This window comes from Streptomyces sp. CY-1 (genome assembly GCF_047218265.1).
Lineage (GTDB): Bacteria > Actinomycetota > Actinomycetes > Streptomycetales > Streptomycetaceae > Streptomyces > Streptomyces niphimycinicus.
In genome coordinates, this window is record NZ_CP178393.1 from 1,606,590 (window position 1) to 1,624,236 (window position 17,647).

A 17,647-nucleotide genomic window follows, 5' to 3' on the forward strand; every position below is an offset into this window, starting at 1 on the left:
CTCACAGCTCCCTCACGGCCAGCAGGGACCGGGTACGGTCGTAGCCGACCACCGGGCCGTCCCGGCACAGCAGGAGCGGCCCGAGCTGACAGTGCCCGCAGTGGCCGGTACCGCAGCGCATGTTCCGCTCCAACGACACCTGGATCCGAGGCACGGGCAGGCCGCGGGCGAGCAGCGCCCGGGCGGTGTGCCGGATCATCACCTCGGGACCGCAGATCAGCGCGGTGGTCCGAGGCGGGCGCCAGTCGGCCCGGTCCAGCAGAGTGGTGACCACGCCCACGCTGCCACGCCAGCCCGGGCCGGGCCGGTCGACGGTCACCTCCACCTGTGCCGAGGCGCGCCGCCAGTGCTCCAGTTCCTCTCCGAAGAGCAGATCCGCAGGGGTGCGGGCCCCGATCAGCACGTGGAGGCGGCCGTAGTGGCCGGGGTGGTCGAGCACATGGCGCACCACCGGGCGCAGCGGGGCGAGCCCGATGCCGCCGGCGACCACCAGGACGTCGGATCCGGCCGCGGCGTCGAGGTCCCAGCCGATGCCGTAGGGGCCCCGCAGGCCGACCGCGTCCCCCGCCCTGAGCCGGCACAGCGCGCCGGTGACCGCCCCGATCGCGCGCACGGTGTGCACCAGACGGTGGCCGTCACGGATCGCACTGACCGAGATCGGCACCTCACCGACGCCGAAGGCGTACACCATGGCGAACCGGCCCGGCGAAAACTCCGGCAGCGCTCGTCCCACCGGTGTCACCTCGAGCGACACGCAGTCCGCGGTCTCCTCCGAGACGGCGGTCACCCGGTATGGCAAGGGCACGGTGGTCACGACGGGACGCTTCCATGCGGTGTGTACAGGTCGAGCAGCCGCAACCGGGTGGCCTGGAGCCGGTCGGCGATCAGCGCCGCGCAGCGCAGCATCAGCTCGTATCCGAGCTCTGTATCGGCCATGCACAACTCACGCACCTCGGCAGCGGGAAACTCCCACGTCCGCACGGCCCCCAAGGCACGGGCGCCCAGATGCCAGCGGTACGGCGGGAAGATCCACGACCATCCGAGCTGCTGCCGCGGCCCGAGGGTCTCCACCACCTGAGCCCGACGGCCGGGGACGTACACATCCAGGGCGACCTCACCGGAACGGATCAGCCAGAACCGGTCGGCGATGCCGCCCTCGTCGAACAGGGTGCTGCCCGCGGAGAAGTCCCGCTCGTCGGCGAGCGTGAACAGCCGGTCGCGCTGGACCCGCGGAAGGGTCTCCAGCAGCAGTGGCCACCCGGTCATCGTGGCTCGTCCTCCGCACGCCGGGTCCAGTCGTGCAGGGCCGCGGCCTCCTCGGTGATGTCGATGGCGACCGGACACCAGACGATGCACCGCCCGCAGCCCACACATCCCGAGGACCCGAACTGGTCGTACCAGGTGCCCAGTTTGTGGGTGAGCCACTGCCGGTAGCGGCTGCGCGGCGAGGCGCGTACGGGTCCGCCCGGCAAGTAGGAGAAGTCCAGGTCGAAGCAGACGTCCCAGACCCGCCAGCGCTCGGCGTGGTCCCCCGTCAGGTCGGTGACATCCTCGGTGGTGGTGCAGAAGCAGGTCGGACACACCATGGTGCAGTTGCCGCAGGTCAGGCACCGAGAGGCGACATCGTCCCAGCGTGGCGCTTCCAGCGTCTCCGCCATCAGCCGTTGCAGGTCGGTGTCCGGCATCGTGCGGCCCATCCGGTCGGCGGCGGACGCGACGGCGCCCGCGGCGGCCCGGCAGACGGCCTCGGAAGCCGGTTCGCCCGGCAGCTCCGCCAGGATCTCGGCCCCCTCGGAGCTGCCACTGCGGATCCAGAACCGGTGCCCCTCGTCGTCGACCAGCTCGGTCAGCACCAGGTCGTACCCGGGCCCGGCGGCCGGGCCCGTGCCCATTGAGACACAGAAGCAGGTCCCACCGGGCTCCGTGCACTCCACCGCCACCAGAAACGCCCCGGACCTCCTGCCCCGATAGACCGGGTCGGGGTGCGGCCCGGCGGTGAGCACCCGGTCCTGGACGGCGATGGCCCGCAGATCGCAGGAGCGGACACCGAGGAACGCGAAGCGGGGAGGCGGGGTGACGTCCGGCTCGATGACCAGCTCTCCACCCGCTCGTTCGGCCGTCCACTGGCGAACCCTGGCGGGGTGCAGAAACGTCTTCCACGACTGCGGACCGGCCGCGTTGGCAAAGGCCGCACCATCCGTACGCGACCGCAGCCGGTACTGTCCGGCTTCCAGATCGACGCCCCATCCGTACGGTAGCTGAGCCGCGGATTCCAGCTCCTCCAGGACGATGGCACCGTCCCGCACCGTGGGGCCGATCACCGTGTATCCGCGCACCCGCAGAACATCGACCAGGGCGGCCAGACCAGCCTTGCCGATGATGGATCCCTCGGCCGAAGGAAGAGTCTCCGTGCTCACACAGCTCACCCCGGTCATCGGCCTGGCACTGGGCTCAATCTGTGCACACATCCGGTCGTGAGGGTGGGAATTCCGGCCCCGACACGGGAGTGGTCGACCGAATGCGCACACCCGCACCGCTGTGCGGGCGAATGCGGGCCGGACATCGCTGCCGGGCAGCGGGTACCTCTCCGGTCCGGGGACGTACCCGCGGATCGCACGGCGGAACTCGCGGCTGAGCTGGAGCCGCTGCCAGTCGCGCTGAAAGAGGCTCGGGCCGAGACACGGCTCATCCCACCGCCGTGGAAGGCCGGACCCGCTTTCTCAAGGTGCTGACGCCGAGGAGCCGAGCCGATGAACGACAGACCGAGGGATTCCTTCACGACGACGGGCGGAAGCGAGAGCGCTCCGCTCATCCTTGTGGACCATCCGCGCCAGGCGGCACCGAGGAGGCCGCCTGGGCAGAGTCATCAGGACGGCGGCAGCGGCCGTGGTCAGCGGCGTAGGCGGCGAAAACCTCCGTCGGTGTGCCCCCCGTATGGAGAAAACGCTGGTCAAGGGTAGTAGCGAGGTCTTCCAGCGCACGAGCGAGCAGGTCACCGGCCAGAGACGCGTCCGGACGCCGAGCTGCCTGCCCGCGCTCAGCGAGGGCAGCGGCATAGCCCACCGTGGCCGCGAGAGAGGCGTGGTCCTCGCCATCATGGAAGTAGTAGGCCTCGGCGTACTGGGTGAAGTCGATGCGGACGCGCACGATGTCAGTGGCCAGACTGTCCAGCAGCAGAGCCCCCACAGCGCAGTCGAGCTGCCCGGCCGTCGGGTTCGAGCCACGCAGTAGCGCCAGCCGGATGGCCAGGACCCTCCTGCGAGTCAGCGCCGGGTAGATCTCGAGCATCCAGGAGACCGTGGCGGTCAGGAGAACGAAACCGATGAGCGCCTCCAACGGCGAAACCAGTCGGAGCCAGCCTTCGGTGGGCACGACGTCCCCCAGCCCCAGAGTAGCGATGGTGACAAGCGACAGGTACACGGAGTCGAGCAGCGCCGGCTGCTGCGCCGCCTTGGAACCGGGCGTGAAGGTGAATGCCTCTGGCATGTAAGGCCAATAGACGATGGCCCATCCCAGGATGATGATGACGGCCCACATGCCAATCACCGTCACCATGGCGAGCGGCCCGATGAGCCCGACCACACGCCTGCGTGCACGGACATGCCGCGCCAGTCTCCACAGGGCCGTCATGACGAGGCGGCTCAGACCGCCATGGCGGGTGGGGTGCCAGAGGGTGTGGAACAGGTCTCGCAGGGCAGCCATGACCAGCCCGACGCCAACCAGCGAGACCAACCACTCCATACATGTCTCCCACGGCCCTGTCCCGTGAGGCCACGGCCTCAGGCAGCCCAGGCCACCGTCAGCAGCTCCTACCGACCATGCTGACCCAGCTCTCGAAGCCTAATCGGGCGACAGCACCCCACAGCGTCGAATCGCCGTGCCCAGATGCCGGTGCGGTCGCGATCCCTGTGGCAGAAGGCCACCCACGGCTGAGCCTCCCGCTACCGATACGGGCCGTCGTGACGCTGGCGAGTATCCCCCTGACCACGCCCGCGAACTCCCCTTGAGCGGCGGGTCCGACTGGACGGCCGGGCGCCACCATCTACCGAAAACGGTCTTCCTGGGTGATTCCGCGCCGGAATGGGGATGAAGAAGTCAATCGCGGGGAACAACCGCGACCGGGCAGGCCGCGTGGTGCACCACAGCCTGTCCGACAGGCCCCAGCCGGGGCCCGAGGCCCATCTGGCGCCGACCCCGGCCAACAACGATCAGCGCCGCCCCGGCGGCGGCGCCCACCAGTCGCCGGGACGGGCTGTCCGCCGTGACCTCCGCGAACACCCGCACATCGGGGAACTTGTGCCGCCAGCTCGCCAGCACCTCGCCCAGCGCCCACTCCGCCTCCTCCCCCACGCCGCTCATCCCCACGCCGGCCTCCCAGGGCACCGAGTCCCGGATGGCAAGGCATCTGCTGGCGTACACGGCCCGAAGCGCCGCGCCACGCCGGGTGGCAGCCTCGAATGCGAACGCCAGCACGTGGTCGTATCGGCCCTTGAGCTGGACACCCGCAACCACATCGCCGTGCCGAATGGCGGCGCCCTCTGCCCGGACCAAAGCGACAGGACAGGCGGCGCGGGCAGCGACCTCCAGGCCGACGGAGCCGAGAAAAAACCCGGCGACCGGCCCGATCGCGCGGGAGCCGACCACCAACACCTGGGAGCTTTCCGCCTCGGCCAGCAGCACACGCGCGGGATAGCCGGAAATCTGCGCGGTGAGAATCTCCAATTCCGGATCATCGGTGCCCAACTCGGCCCGCACAGCCCGCAGGGCTTGTTCGGCCCAGTACTGCCAGGCCACCTCCCGGCCCGGGGTCAGCGCCGGCTGATCGGGGCCCGGCCACGCGTTCACCATGCGCAGTGGAGCGTCGCGCAACCGCGCCTCACGGGCCGCCCAACCGGCCGCGACCAGGCTCTCGACTGAACCGGCGAGTCCCACGGTTACAGCTCGCACCATCGGTGCCTCCTCTGGCGCCGGGCGTCAGGCGACCGCACCGTATCCATGCTCTCCGGTGCGCCGCCCTCGCCCCATGGAGCACCGATCCACACCGGCGACCGAGTGGTCCATGGGCGAACCGGTGCAGCACTGGCCGCGCGCCAGCCAGAGAGCCGGGCAATCGCCGAGTGCGACCCGGTTTGCAGGTCGACCATGTCCTCGTTCTCGAGCCTGGGTCGGAGCGCAAGCCCCTCGTGGGAACCCTCACCCATAAGTCCCCGGGTAGTAGTCCGGACCTGCTTTCGAGCGCCTCGCCACACGACGCGGTGCAGCCGTCGACCAGGGCGACGAAGCCTCCGCAGCCGCTCGACGACCGGGGTCGTGGCCGCTGACAGGTCCGGTCCCTTGTGAACGTCCGGCGCTCGCTTCCCACCCCACGATAAGAATCCCGTGCCATCACCACATGTCGTGGGCGTGTGGAGGACGAAACCGCGTCTCCCACCGCCCCTGCGACCGGGCCATCCGACGGGAGTCCGTCCTGCTTCGATGGTGACCGTTGAGCGACGTGCTGGGCGTGCGGGGGCAGTTGCGCGAGGCCGCCGCGGCGGCTCAGCGGCGCACCCGCGGCATCCCCAGGCCGATCCAGGAGATGATCTCCCGCTGGATCTCGTTGTTGCCGCCGCCGAAGGTGAAGACGACGCTGCTGCGGTAGCCGCGCTCCAGCTCTCCATGGAGGACCTCGCCCGCCGAGCCCTCCTTGAGCGGCCCCGCGGCGCCGACGATCTCCATCAGCCAGGCGTAGGCGTCGCGGCGCGCCTCGGAGCCGTACACCTTGACGGCGGAGGCGTCCTGCGGGGTGAGCGTGTCGCGCTGGAGGGCGTCCACCATCTGCCAGTTGAGCACCTTCATGGCGTCCAGCCGGGCGTGTGTACGGGCCAGCCGGCCGCGTACCCAGGCCAGGTCGATCACCCGGCGGCCGTCGGGGAGCTTGGTGTCGGCGGCCCACTGGCGGACGCCGCGCAGGGCGCGGATGGCCATGGTGCCGTGGGCGGCGAGGGTGACCCGCTCGAAGTTGAGCTGGGTGGTGATCATGCGCCAGCCCTCGTTCTCGGGGCCGACCCGGCGGGTGACCGGGACGCGGATGTTCTCGTAGTAGCTGGCGGTGGTGTCGTGGGAGGCGAGGGTCTTGATGAGGGTGGCGGAGTAGCCGGGGTCGGCGGTCGGGACCAGCAGGATGCTGATGCCCTTGTGGGGTTTGGCGTCCGGGTCGGTGCGGACCGCGAGCCAGACCCAGTCGGCGGTGTCGCCGTTGGTCGTCCAGGTCTTCTGGCCGTTCACGATGTACTCGTCGCCCTCGCGCACCGCGCGGGTCTTGAGGGAGGCGAGGTCGGTACCGGCGTCGGGCTCGCTGTAGCCGATCGCGAAGTCGATCTCGCCGGAGAGGACCTTGGGCAGGAAGTACGCCTTCTGCTCCTCGGTGCCGAACCGCATGATCGTGGGCCCGACCGTGTTGAGCGCCATCAGCGGCAGCGGCACGCCGGCCTGGGCCGCCTCGTCGAAGAAGATGAACTGCTCGACCGGGCCGAGCCCGCGCCCGCCGTACTCCTGGGGCCAGCCGACCCCCAGCCAGCCGTCGGTGCCGAGCCGGCGGATGGTCTCGCGGTAGAACCGCTTCTGCCCGGTGGAGTCGGCGTAGCGGGCGTAGGCGTCATCGGGGACCAGCTCGGCGAAGTACGCGCGCAGCTCATCGCGCAACCGCCGCTGATCAGGGGTGTATTCGAGGTCCACGGCCCCTCCTGGAGTCTCGCGTGCGCCGTGTCGGCGGTCTGGGAGCGTCCTGGGATCGAGGGGCACGGTAGAACGTGTTCCAACAATACGGAAGGGCCGTGGACCGGGCCCGTCGACCCGGTCCACGGCCCGGGCCTCAGCCCTCCACCCGGGGCGGGCTGTCGTCGGTGCCGCGCCGTACGACCTGAACCGGCTGGCCCGGACGCCAGGTGCGCAGCACCATCTCCCCGTTCTCCAGGGCGGTGTGCACCACTTCGGTCAGCTCGGCACGGTAGAGGTGGAAGGGCTCGGGCGGCCTGACCTCCTGGGCGAAGCGGGCGACCGTCCCGGGGTCGGTCACCTCGACCGCCCGGCCGCTCACCCGCACATCGCCCTCGGTCAGCCCGTCGCCGGGGCCGGGGTTGGCCTGCACCGAGAACCGCGGATCGCGGCGCAGGTCCAGCGCCTTGCGCGAGTCGGGCATCATGCCCAGCCACAACTCGCCGGAGAGGAAGTTGACTTCGAGCGGTGTCACCCGCGGGGAGCCGTCCTGGCGCAGGGTGGCCAGCACATGGTGGCGGTAGCGGCCGAAGCGGTCCTGGGCGTAGTCGGCGAAGGCGGGCTCGGCCGCCGCGAATCCGGCCCAGCTCGTGGTCGGGTAGGTCATCGTCATGGCGCCCATGCTCGGGCCGTTTCCGGACATCTCCTGTCGGGATTTCCCGGCTTCCGACTCCCGCGCCTGATCCGGTGGCAGATACGCGTTCCACTCGGTGCCCGGCAGCGGATAGCCGACCCAGGTCCGGGCGTAGGACGGCGGCCGGGTCCGGCCGCGCGGCAGCAGCAGCGCGGTGGGTTCACGGGCGGCGCGGCGCAGCAGCGTGGGCAGGGTGGTGGACCGGTTGTTGCCGCTGGTCTGCGCGGAGGAGCAGCCCGCGTGGTACGCGACGGGCAGGGCGCGGTCGCCGGTCACCAGACAGGGCGGCCGCAGCCCCAGCCGCTCCAGCCCCTGCGCGGCGGTGCGATAGCGCCCGGTGGTGCGGTCGGACTGCTCGGCGGTGTGGTGGAGGATGACGAACTGGCTGGCCAGATGGAGGGTGATGACCACCCCGAGGGCGACGGCCAGATGCTGCGGTGAGCGCGCGGCCCGCACCGCGCGGAACACCAGCCCGGCGATCGGCAGCGCCAGCAGCGCGTAGGAGGGCATCAGGAAGCGCGGTGCGGAGTAGCCGATGAGCAGCAGATACGGCAGGGCGAGGGTGGCCGCGCAGACGATGGGCAGCACGGTCAGCGGTACGGCCGGGAGCCGGACGGCCGGTCTGCCCAACCCCACCCGCACCCGGCGCAGCTCTTGGCGGTCGCGCAGCGCGGCATGGACGCACAGGAGGGTCAGCACGGGCAGCGCCAGCCACCATACGGTCAGCTCCGGGTGGCGCAGCGGCACCTCGCAGGGGCGGCAGAGCTGAGGTCCGTTGAGGCTGCGCAGCGCGGCCCCCACGCTGAAGTGGAGGCCCATGCCGCCCTCGACCTCGCTGGAGGCGTTCAGCCGCTCGCCGACGCCGCCGAAGCGGTCGTACGCCTCACCGATCCACTGGGCGGCGCCGAGCAGCGGGCCGCCGATCAGCGCGGGCAGGGCGGGCCGCCAGGTGCGCACCCCGATCGCGCCGGCGAGGAGCGGCAGGGCGAGCCATCCTCCGTCGGGGGTGCGCACCAGGGTGACGCCCGCGAGGACGGCGGCCAGCCACCAGCGGGCGTTGGTCTCGTGCGGCGCGCGGAGGAACCAGCCGACGGCGGCGACGGCGCCGATCGCCACCCAGAGGTTGGGCATCACCGCGGGCCCGCTGATCTGGGTGATCCACAGTCCGGAGAACAGCAGCGCGGCCAGGGCGACCTGAGCCGGGGGCAGCAGCCGGGTCCAGACCCGGAAGGCGCCGTAGAGCGCGCCCGCGGACATCAGCATGAGCAGGATCCGCAGCGCCGGAATGGAGTCGGTCGCGGCGACGAGGGGCGCGACCAGGAAACTGACGCCGCGCGAGCGGGGTGCGCTGAAGTACGCGGGCGGGGTGCGCGGATCGACCTGGGAGACGTACACGGACTCGTCCCAGCCCAGCGCGTGGCCGGTGTGCGGGATCACCATGGCGAGCTGGACCACGGCGTATCCGATGGCCACCAGCCCGAGCCAGGGGGCCGGGCGGCGGTACCGCCGCGGCTGGCGTGGCTGGGGGCGCGGGGGCAGGACGGCGGCCGCCGGTGCGGCAGTATTCTCCATGCGCGCACCATATGATATCTATGTACCTTTTTCGTCCTATTGGGCCATCCGGCTCAGTGTCCAAGGGGTGCCATGGACGCGGCGGATCCGTAGGCTGTTGCAGCGGTGCACAGCCCCCATCCGGCGGAGGACGGACACACCCATGAAGATGCTCATCAACGTCCCCGAGACGGTGGTCGCCGACGCGCTGCGCGGAATGGCCGCCTGCCACCCCGAACTGATCGTCGACGTCGAGAACCGGGTGATCGTCCGGCGGGACGCGCCGGTCGAGGGCAAGGTGGGGCTGATCTCCGGAGGCGGATCGGGACACGAGCCGCTGCACGGCGGTTTCGTGGGGAGCGGCATGCTCGACGCCGCCTGCCCCGGCGAGGTGTTCACCTCCCCCGTGCCGGATCAGATGGTGCGCGCCGCGGCGGCGGTGGACAGCGGCCAGGGCGTGCTGTTCATCATCAAGAACTACACGGGCGATGTGCTCAACTTCGACATGGCCGCCGAGCTCGCCGAGGACGAGGGCATCCAGGTCGCGAAGGTCCTGGTCAACGACGATGTGGCGGTGACCGACAGCCTCTACACGGCGGGCCGGCGCGGCACCGGGGCCACCCTGTTCGTGGAGAAGATCGCGGGCGCGGCGGCCGCCGAGGGCGCGCCGCTGGAGCGGGTGGAGTCGATCGCCCGGCGGGTGAACGAGCTCTCGCGGAGCTTCGGCGTCGCGCTCAGCCCCTGTTCCACCCCGTCCAAGGGCGGCCCCACCTTCGAACTTCCCGCCGGGGAGCTGGAGTTGGGGGTTGGCATCCACGGCGAGCCGGGGCGTGAGCGACGGGCGATGATGACCTCCCACGAGATCGCCGACTACGCCGTGCAGGTGGTGGTCGAGGACCTGCGCCCGGAGAACCCGGTGCTGCTCCTGGTCAACGGCATGGGGGCGACCCCGCAGCTCGAGCTGTACGGCTTCGCCGCCGAGGTGCACCGGGCGCTCGGCGAGCGGCAGGTGACGGTGGCGCGTACGCTCGTCGGCAACTACGTCACGTCACTCGACATGGCGGGCGCCTCCATCACGCTGTGCCAGGTCGACGAGGACCTCCTGCGGCTGTGGGACGCGCCCGTGCGGACCGCCGGGCTGCGCTGGGGTGCCTGAAGGCCGGCCGGCCCCCGATACGTACGCTGTCGCCGTTGGCTACGACCGAGGAGGCGCCTGTGTCCAGCAGTGAACCCGCCGTCGATGACACGCTCGACACCCCTTTCTTCCTCCGATGGCTCACCGCCGCGGCCACGTCCGTGAGCCATGAGGCGGCCCGTCTCACCGATCTGGACTCCGCGATCGGCGACGCCGACCACGGCACCAATATGCAGCGCGGCTTCGCCGCCGTGGCCGAGGCGCTGGAGAAGGAGCCGCCGGGCTCGCCCGGGGCCACCCTCATCCTGGCCGGGCGCCAGCTCATCTCCAAGGTGGGCGGGGCCTCCGGACCGCTGTACGGGACGCTGCTGCGGCGGGCCGGAAAGGCGCTCGGCGACGCCGAGCAGATCACCCCGCAGCAACTGGCGGACGCGCTGCGGGCCGGGGTGGACGCGGTGGCGCAGCTCGGCGGCGCCGCGCCCGGCGACAAGACGATGCTGGACGCGCTGCTCCCCGCGGTCGAGGCGCTGGGCGGGGCCACCGGGTCGTTCGCGGCCGCGGGCGAGGCCGCCGAGAAGGGCGCCCTGGCCACCGTGCCCATGCTGGCGCGCAAGGGCAGGGCCAGCTATCTGGGTGAGCGCAGCGTGGGCCACCAGGACCCGGGCGCCACCTCGTCGGCACTGCTCATCGCGGCACTGGCGGAGGCGGCCCGATGACCGACGAGGGCGAGAAGAAGCTGGTCGGCATAGTGCTGGTGTCGCACAGCGCGGCGGTGGCGGACTCGGTGGCCGAGATGGCGAAGGGGCTGTCCGGCGGTGGCTCGGCACCGGTCCGCGCGGCTGGCGGCACCGCGGACGGCGGGTTCGGCACCAGTCCGGAGCTCATAGCGGAGGCGGCCCACGAGGTCGACCGGGGCGCCGGAGTGGCGGTCCTGGTGGACCTGGGCAGCGCGGTCCTGGCCGTCAAGGCGCTGCTGGCCGAGGGCGATGAACTGCCGGAGGGCACCCGATTGGTGGACGCGCCGCTCGTGGAGGGGGCGGTCGCGGCGCTCGTCACCGCCTCCACCGGGGCGGATGTGGACGGGGTGCTCCAGGCCGCCTCGGAGGCGTACGACTACCGCAAGGTCTGACACCGCGAGGTCTGACAGCGCAAGGTCCGGCACGGCGACGTCCGGCACCACAAGATCGGACACCACAAGGCTATTGAACGGGGCTCCGCCGGGGAAGGCGGAGCCCCGTTCAGCCTTCGACGAACCCTCTGTCGCAATATTGCGCACCGCTTATTCTCCTGATACTCGCCGCGTACGGGGCGAGTTGCCCGTTTCGGACCGCTCCCGGCGCGGCGAGACCTCACCGGCCCCCGGCCGTCAAGTGATAGGCGCGATACCAGAACGGGCTTCCGAATCCGTCGATCTTGCGTCTAGACTGCTGATGTCCGAGTGGGGGGACTGGCGGCACTCAGGGGGAATAAATGGGCGTAATTGAGTGTGCCCGCGCACACCTGGCATCCATCGAACCGATGATGTCGACGCGGGTGTCGCACCGGCCAGGGCCCCATTGCGGGCCGGCTTGGATTCCATGCGCGGAAATGCCCCACCCGCGCCGATCCCCTGGTCCCCTGAGCGTCTGATCTTCGCGCCCGTCGCGGCGCGTTCGACCCATCGACCGGCGCGTTCGACCTATCGACCATGGGGCAGCGGTCACATCCCGCCTTCTGCCTTCATGGTGCCGTACACAGCACGGACGGCAATCCATCTTTCCAGAGAAGCAAGGGTTTCCGCGTGCCTGTTTTCTTCTCTTTAATCAACGGATTTCGACATTTCGACGTGGAGGAGTCAGTCGCATGACCACACCCACGCTCAGCCCCGGCCGCTTGGACGCGGATACCGTCCGCGAGTCGGTGGACGTCGTACTCGAAGACTTTCTGACGGCCAAGGCCCACACCACTCCGCAACACCATCTGCCGTATCTCTCCGGACTGCTCAAGGATTTCCTGTCCGGCGGAAAGCGCATACGGCCGCTGTTGTGTGTCACCGGCTGGCAGGCCGTCGGCGGCGGTGAGGACACCGACACGGTGTTCCGGGTGGCCGCCTGCCTGGAGATGTTCCACGCCTTCGCGCTGATCCACGACGACGTCATGGACGACAGCGACACCCGCCGCGGCCGGCCGACCATCCATCGCACCCTGGCCGCCCTGTGCGCCGCCGACCGCAGGCCGGACCAGATCGAGCGGTTCGGGGTCAGCGGGGCGGTGCTGCTCGGCGACCTCGCGCTCACCTGGTCGGACGAGCTGCTGCACTCGGCCGGCCTCACCCCCGCCCAGTTCGAGGCCGTACTGCCGCTGCTGTCGGAGATGCGCACCGAGGTGATGCTGGGCCAGTACCTCGATCTCCAGGCCACCGGGGAGCTGACGGACGACGTCGAGGCCACCCTCACCGTCAACCGGTACAAGACCGCCAAGTACACCATCGAGCGTCCGCTGCACGTCGGAGCCGCCATCGCGGGCGCCGCCCCGGAGGCCATGGAGGCGTTCACCGCCTACGCCCTGCCGCTCGGCGAGGCGTTCCAGCTCCGCGACGATCTGCTGGGCGTGTACGGCGATCCGGAGTCCACCGGCAAGTCCCAGCTCGACGATCTGCGGGCCGGGAAGAACACCACCCTGATCGCGCTCGCCCTGCGCGGCTCCGACAGCGCCCAGGCCGCGCGGTTGCGCAGCCTCATCGGCAATCCGCTGCTCGACGAGTCGGACGCCGTGACCATCCAGGAGATCTTCGCCGCCACCACCGCCCGGGAGGCCGTCGAGCAGATGATCGACGACCGCCGGACACAGGCCCTGCGGGCCCTCGACGACGCCCCATTCACCGCGGACGCGGTCAACGCGCTGAAGCTGATCGCCCGCATGGCCACTGTGAGGAACTCATGACGACAGGACTTTCCGCGGCCGGGGCCCAGGACATCAGCCGGAGCAGCGTCCGCCCGTACCTGGAGGAGTGCACCGGCCGCTTCCAGGAGATGTTCGACCGCCATGTCGTCACCCGGCCCACCAAGGTCGAATTGACCGACGCCGAACTGCGCGAGGTCATCGACGACTGCAACGCGGCGGTGGCCCCGCTCGGTAAATCCGTTTCCGATGAGCGCTGGATATCCTATATGGGGGTGGTGCTCTGGTCTCAAAGCCCCCGCCATATCAAGGACATGGAGGCGTTCAAGGCCGTCTGCGTCCTGAACTGCGTGACGTTCGTGTGGGACGACATGGATCCCGCCCTCCATGACTTCGATCTCTTCCTGCCGAAGCTGCGCGCGATCTGCGAGAAGTACTACGGCCCCGAGGACGCGGAGGTCGCGTACGAGGCCGCGCGCGCCTTCGTCACCAGCGACCACATGTTCCGCGACTCGCCGATCAAGGCGGCGCTGTGCACCACCTCCCCGGAGCAGTATTTCCGTTTCCGGGTCACGGACATCGGTGTCGACTTCTGGATGAAGATGTCGTACCCGATCTACCGGCATCCGGAGTTCACCGAGCACGCCAGGACAAGCCTGGCCGCACGGATGACCACCCGCGGACTCACCATCGTCAACGACTTCTACTCCTATGACCGCGAGGTCTCACTGGGCCAGATCACCAACTGTTTCCGGCTCTGCGATGTGAGCGACGAGACGACGTTCAAGGAGTTCTTCCAGGCGCGGCTGGATGACATGATCGAGGACATTGAGTGCATCAAGGTGTTCGACCAACTGACGCAGGACGTCTTCCTCGATCTGATCTACGGCAACTTCGTCTGGACCATCAGCAACAAGCGCTACAAGACGGCCGTCAACGACGTCAACTCTCGTATTCAGTAAGGGAATGGGAACCGTGACTTCCACGAAGGGCTCCGCACAGCCGGAGCACTCCTGGACCACCGGCACGGCGCCCGGCTCGGTGCCGCTGCTGGGGCACACTGCGGCGCTCTGGCGCCGTCCGCTGGAGTTCCTGGCCTCCCTGCCCTCCCACGGCGATCTGGTGGAGGTCAGGCTGGGGCCCAGCCGCGCCTATCTGGCCTGCCATCCCGAGCTGGTCCGCCATGTGCTGCTCAATCCCCGTGTGTTCGACAAGGGCGGGGTCTTCGACAAGGCGCGGCAGTTGCTCGGGAACAGCCTCTCGGTCTCCCGGGGCGAGGACCACCGCACTCAGCGGCGGATGATCCAGCCCGCGTTCCACACCCCGAAGATCGCCGACTACACCGCCGCGGTCGCCGATGACACCCGCGCCGCGATCGGCTCCTGGGAGCCGGGGCGGACCCTGGACCTCGGCGACACCATGCACGCGCTGCTGATGCGGGTCGCCGCGCGGACGCTGTTCTCCACCGGGATCGACGAGGCGACGATCGACGAGGCCCGCCACTGTCTGCGCATCGTCTCGCACGGCATCTACAAGCGCACCATGGCGCCTTTGGGGATCATGGAGAAGCTCCCCACCCCGGGCAACCGCCGCTATGACCGGGCCAATGCCCGGCTGCGGAGAATCGTGGACGAGATGATCCGCGACCGCCGGCGCTCCGGCGCCGACCTCGGCGATCTGCTCTCCACGCTGCTGCGCGCCGAACACCCCGAGACCGGCGAGGGGCTGGACGACGGCGAGGTCCTCGACCAGGTGGTCACCTTCCTGGTCGCCGGGAGCGAGACCACGGCCTCGACGCTCGCCTTCGTCTTCCATCTCCTGGGCGCCCACCCGGAGGTGGAGAAGCGGGTGCACGCCGAGATCGACGAGGCTCTGGGGGGCCGTTCGCCCACCTTCGAGGACCTGCCGTCCCTGGAGTACACCCGCGGGGTGATCACCGAGTCGCTGCGGCTGTATCCGCCGTCCTGGATGGCGATGCGGGTCACGGCGGCCGAGACGAAGCTCGGCGGCCGCACCATCCCGGCGGGCACGATGATCCTCTACAGCGCCCAGGCGCTGCACCACAACCCCGAGCTGTTCCCCGACCCCGAGCGGTTCGACCCGGAGCGCTGGCTCCCCGACCGCGCCAAGGAGGTGCCGCGCGGGGCGCTGCTCCCGTTCGGCGCGGGCAGCCACAAGTGCATCGGGGACGTCCTGGCGCTGACCGAGACCGCCCTCATCGTGGCGACGATCGCGAGCCGGTGGCGCCTTCGCCCGGTGCCCGGGACGACATTGCGCCCCGAGCCGAAGGCGACGCTCGAACCCGGCCCGCTGCCCATGGTGTGCGAGCCACGCTGACGACGTCCGGTCCGGGGTGCGCCCCGGACCGGACGCCCCGTACCTTCCGTACCCCACCTCGCGAGCGAAGGACATCTTCCGCATGAGGACCGCGCAGCACCCGGCGACACGCCACTGGCGGCACGCCCTCGCCCCCGGCGGACTTCCGCTGGCCGGCCACGCCCTGCTGATGGGCCGCAAACCGCTTCAGTTCCTGGCCTCCCTGCCCGCCTACGGCGATCTGGTCGAGCTCCGGCTGGGGCCCCGGCCCGTGTTTCTGCCCTGCCATCCGGAGCTGGTCCAGCAGGTGCTGGTGAACGCGCGGGTCTACGACACCGGCGGGCCGGTCAAGGAGAAGGCGAAGCCCATCCTGGGCAACGGCCTGATCACCTCCGACTGGGCGGATCACAGACGGCAGCGCCGGCTGGTGCAGCCCGCCTTCCAGGCCGCCCGGATCGCCACGTACGCCGAGGTGATGGAGCGGGAGTGCGAGGCCGAGTCGACGGCGTGGACCGCCCGCAGACCCATCGACGTCAGCCATGAGATGCTCGCGCTCACCGCGCGGGTGACGGCCCGTGCGCTCTTCTCGACCGATATGGCGCCGCATGCCGTGGCCGAGATCCAGCACTGCCTGCCCATCGTCGTGGAGGGCGCCTACCGGCAGGCGATCGACCCCACCGGGCTGCTGGCCAGGCTCCCGCTCGCGGCGAACCGGCGCTTCGACGACGCGCTCACCCGGCTCAACCAGCTCATCAACCGCATGATCGAGGACTATAAGCGGGCGGACGACGGCGACCGCGGCGATGTGCTCTCCGCGCTCTTCGCCGCGCAGGACGACGAGACCGGCGGCACCATGTCGGACCAGGAGATCCACGACCAGGTCATGACCCTGCTGCTGGCCGGGATCGAGACCACCGCCTCCGCGCTGACCTGGGCCTGGTTCCTGCTCGGCCGCAATCCCCGGGCCGAGGCCGCGCTGCACGCCGAGGTCGACGAGGTGCTGGGCGGACGGGCCCCGCGCTACGCCGACGTTCCCCGGCTCGCCCACACCCAGCGGGTGTTCAGCGAGGCGCTGCGGCTCTTCCCGCCCGCGTGGCTGTTCACCCGGACCACCGCCGAGGCCACCGAGCTCGGCGGGCGGCGGCTGCCCCCGGCGTCGGACGTGCTGATCAGCCCGTATGTGCTGCACCGCGATCCGGCGCTCTTCCCCGACCCGGAGTCCTTCGACCCCGACCGCTGGCTTCCCGAGCGGGCCAAGGACGTGGCGCGCGGCTCGTATCTGCCGTTCGGCGGTGGCAGCCGGAAGTGCATCGGCGATGTCTTCGGCATGACGGAGGCGACGCTGGCCCTGGCCGCGATCGCGGGCCGCTGGCGGATGCGCCCGATTCCGCGGACGAAGATCCGGCCGAGGCCGCAGATGAGCCTCACCGCCGGTCCGCTGCGCATGATTCCGGAACCACGCTGAACGCTCCGCCCCTCGGACCCCGTAGTTCAGGTGTCGGGAGTGGGGGTGAACCGTACCGGCGGCCGGCACGGTCGAATCGGGGACAGTTCCCCGTACCTTCGATGATCTTAACACCTAACCGGAGAGATTCCCCCGGTTAGTGTTAAGGTTTCGGGCCATGGGCAGCCGTGTGGAGAAAGAGACACCGTTGCGCCGAGACGCACGGCGCAACCGCGAGATGCTGATAACTGCCGCCCGGGAGATCTACACGGATCAGGGTGTGGACGCCCCGCTCGACGACATCGCCCGTCGGGCCGGAGTCGGCAGCGCCACTCTCTACCGGCGGTTCGCCGGCCGGGCGGAACTCATCGAGGCGGTATTCGGCGATTCCCTGCGGGACATCCTGCGGGCCGCCGAGGAGGCCCGCTCGGCGCCGGACGCCTGGATCGGCCTGACAGCCTATCTGGAGCGCATATTCGGGCTGCTCGCCGCCGACCGGGGCACCAACGACCTGATGACCACCGGCATCCAGGGCGTCCCCTCGCTGGACGCGCTCCGCAGGGAGAACCACAAGACGCTCGACGTCCTTCTGCGCCGCGCCCAGGAGCAGGGCGCGGCCCGGAAGGACGCCACCGCGGAGGACCTGCTGTTCCTGCTGGCCGCGCTCGGCCGCGCGGTCCCCGGCTCGACCGTCGCCGCGCCGCTGGCCTGGCGCCGCTATCTGGCCCTGCTGCTCGACGGGCTGCGCCCCGAGGGGTCCCACCCGCTCCCGGCCCCCTCGCTCACCGGGGACCAGCTCGGGGCCGCCATGCTCCAGCTCGGCAAGGTGCGACGGCCGCGTACGGGGCGGGCCGACTAGGGGGCATTCGGGGCAGGACGCGCCAACCCGGCGCATGTCGGTAGGGGCCGCGCCGACTCGGGGCTTGCTGGG

15 protein-coding genes are annotated in these 17,647 nt (G+C 70.5%); 8 read left to right on the forward strand and 7 right to left on the reverse strand.

What is annotated here, in order from left to right; genetic code table 11:
* Position 1: 1 nt before the first annotated feature.
* The 7 genes from ACK1X7_RS06605 to ACK1X7_RS06635 form a co-directional block, all read right to left on the reverse strand.
* Entirely contained in the window at positions 2–814 is an 813-nt protein-coding gene (locus ACK1X7_RS06605) for an FAD/NAD(P)-binding protein (RefSeq protein ID WP_385148275.1), read from the reverse strand.
* Positions 811–1,266, reverse strand: coding sequence for a cyclic nucleotide-binding domain-containing protein (locus ACK1X7_RS06610; protein ID WP_385148272.1), 456 nt, complete (start codon positions 1,264–1,266; stop codon positions 811–813). Before ACK1X7_RS06610 ends, ACK1X7_RS06605 begins: the two co-directional genes overlap by 4 nt.
* A complete protein-coding gene (locus tag ACK1X7_RS06615) occupies positions 1,263–2,417 on the reverse strand; it encodes a 4Fe-4S dicluster domain-containing protein (RefSeq protein WP_385148269.1) in 1,155 nt (384 codons plus the stop codon). Before ACK1X7_RS06615 ends, ACK1X7_RS06610 begins: the two co-directional genes overlap by 4 nt.
* Before the next feature lie 391 nt (positions 2,418–2,808).
* Positions 2,809–3,741, reverse strand: a complete 933-nt coding sequence (locus tag ACK1X7_RS06620; protein ID WP_385148266.1) for a potassium channel family protein — start codon at positions 3,739–3,741, stop codon at positions 2,809–2,811.
* Between the two features lie 354 nt (positions 3,742–4,095).
* Positions 4,096–4,950, reverse strand: a complete 855-nt coding sequence (locus ACK1X7_RS06625; RefSeq protein ID WP_413114760.1) for a universal stress protein — start codon at positions 4,948–4,950, stop codon at positions 4,096–4,098.
* A gap of 588 nt (positions 4,951–5,538) precedes the next feature.
* Positions 5,539–6,717 carry an acyl-CoA dehydrogenase family protein gene (locus tag ACK1X7_RS06630; protein ID WP_385148260.1) on the reverse strand — a complete coding sequence of 393 codons (1,179 nt, stop codon included), beginning with the start codon at positions 6,715–6,717 and terminating at the stop codon, positions 5,539–5,541.
* A 136-nt stretch (positions 6,718–6,853) separates the two neighbouring features.
* Positions 6,854–8,962, reverse strand: coding sequence for a pyridoxamine 5'-phosphate oxidase family protein (locus ACK1X7_RS06635; protein WP_385157933.1), 2,109 nt, complete (start codon positions 8,960–8,962; stop codon positions 6,854–6,856).
* Between the two features lie 142 nt (positions 8,963–9,104).
* Between ACK1X7_RS06635 and dhaK the strand changes: the two genes are divergently transcribed.
* The 8 genes from dhaK to ACK1X7_RS06675 all read left to right on the forward strand — a co-directional run bounded on the left by dhaK (position 9,105) and on the right by ACK1X7_RS06675 (position 17,575).
* The gene (gene dhaK / locus ACK1X7_RS06640) at positions 9,105–10,097 is read left to right on the forward strand and encodes a dihydroxyacetone kinase subunit DhaK (RefSeq protein ID WP_385157931.1); all 993 of its coding nucleotides are present in this window, start codon (positions 9,105–9,107) and stop codon (positions 10,095–10,097) included.
* Positions 10,098–10,156: 59 nt separating this feature from the next.
* Positions 10,157–10,792, forward strand: a complete 636-nt coding sequence (dhaL, locus tag ACK1X7_RS06645) for a dihydroxyacetone kinase subunit DhaL (RefSeq protein ID WP_093468828.1) — start codon at positions 10,157–10,159, stop codon at positions 10,790–10,792.
* Complete coding sequence (dhaM, locus tag ACK1X7_RS06650) at positions 10,789–11,205, forward strand: dihydroxyacetone kinase phosphoryl donor subunit DhaM (RefSeq protein ID WP_390794610.1); 417 nt, start codon at positions 10,789–10,791, stop codon at positions 11,203–11,205. The genes dhaL and dhaM overlap by 4 nt, the downstream gene beginning before the upstream one ends.
* Positions 11,206–11,918: 713 nt before the next feature.
* Positions 11,919–12,998 carry a polyprenyl synthetase family protein gene (locus ACK1X7_RS06655; protein WP_361510648.1) on the forward strand — a complete coding sequence of 360 codons (1,080 nt, stop codon included), beginning with the start codon at positions 11,919–11,921 and terminating at the stop codon, positions 12,996–12,998.
* Positions 12,995–13,918 (forward strand): terpene synthase family protein, encoded by a 924-nt coding sequence (locus ACK1X7_RS06660; protein ID WP_216347219.1) that lies wholly within the window; start codon positions 12,995–12,997, stop codon positions 13,916–13,918. The genes ACK1X7_RS06655 and ACK1X7_RS06660 overlap by 4 nt, the downstream gene beginning before the upstream one ends.
* A gap of 4 nt (positions 13,919–13,922) precedes the next feature.
* Complete coding sequence (locus tag ACK1X7_RS06665; RefSeq protein ID WP_390794609.1) at positions 13,923–15,293, forward strand: cytochrome P450; 1,371 nt, start codon at positions 13,923–13,925, stop codon at positions 15,291–15,293.
* An 82-nt stretch (positions 15,294–15,375) separates the two neighbouring features.
* On the forward strand, positions 15,376–16,737 hold the full coding sequence (locus ACK1X7_RS06670; RefSeq protein ID WP_385140997.1) for a cytochrome P450: 1,362 nt from the start codon (positions 15,376–15,378) through the stop codon (positions 16,735–16,737).
* A 157-nt stretch (positions 16,738–16,894) separates the two neighbouring features.
* A complete protein-coding gene (locus tag ACK1X7_RS06675; RefSeq protein WP_385141000.1) occupies positions 16,895–17,575 on the forward strand; it encodes a TetR/AcrR family transcriptional regulator in 681 nt (226 codons plus the stop codon).
* Positions 17,576–17,647: the final 72 nt, after the last annotated feature.

Excerpts from the sequence above, each read along its gene's own strand:
- dhaK (WP_385157931.1), top strand. The coding sequence starts at position 9,105 with ATGAAGATGCTCATCAACGTCCCCGAGACGGTGGTCGCCGACGCGCTG.
- ACK1X7_RS06620 (WP_385148266.1), bottom strand. The coding sequence starts at position 3,741 with ATGGAGTGGTTGGTCTCGCTGGTTGGCGTCGGGCTGGTCATGGCTGCC.
- ACK1X7_RS06670 (WP_385140997.1), top strand. The coding sequence starts at position 15,376 with ATGAGGACCGCGCAGCACCCGGCGACACGCCACTGGCGGCACGCCCTC.
- ACK1X7_RS06660 (WP_216347219.1), top strand. The coding sequence starts at position 12,995 with ATGACGACAGGACTTTCCGCGGCCGGGGCCCAGGACATCAGCCGGAGC.
- ACK1X7_RS06665 (WP_390794609.1), top strand. The coding sequence starts at position 13,923 with ATGGGAACCGTGACTTCCACGAAGGGCTCCGCACAGCCGGAGCACTCC.
- ACK1X7_RS06635 (WP_385157933.1), bottom strand. The coding sequence starts at position 8,962 with ATGGAGAATACTGCCGCACCGGCGGCCGCCGTCCTGCCCCCGCGCCCC.
- ACK1X7_RS06655 (WP_361510648.1), top strand. The coding sequence starts at position 11,919 with ATGACCACACCCACGCTCAGCCCCGGCCGCTTGGACGCGGATACCGTC.
- ACK1X7_RS06625 (WP_413114760.1), bottom strand. The coding sequence starts at position 4,950 with ATGGTGCGAGCTGTAACCGTGGGACTCGCCGGTTCAGTCGAGAGCCTG.
- ACK1X7_RS06610 (WP_385148272.1), bottom strand. The coding sequence starts at position 1,266 with ATGACCGGGTGGCCACTGCTGCTGGAGACCCTTCCGCGGGTCCAGCGC.
- dhaM (WP_390794610.1), top strand. The coding sequence starts at position 10,789 with ATGACCGACGAGGGCGAGAAGAAGCTGGTCGGCATAGTGCTGGTGTCG.
- ACK1X7_RS06675 (WP_385141000.1), top strand. The coding sequence starts at position 16,895 with ATGGGCAGCCGTGTGGAGAAAGAGACACCGTTGCGCCGAGACGCACGG.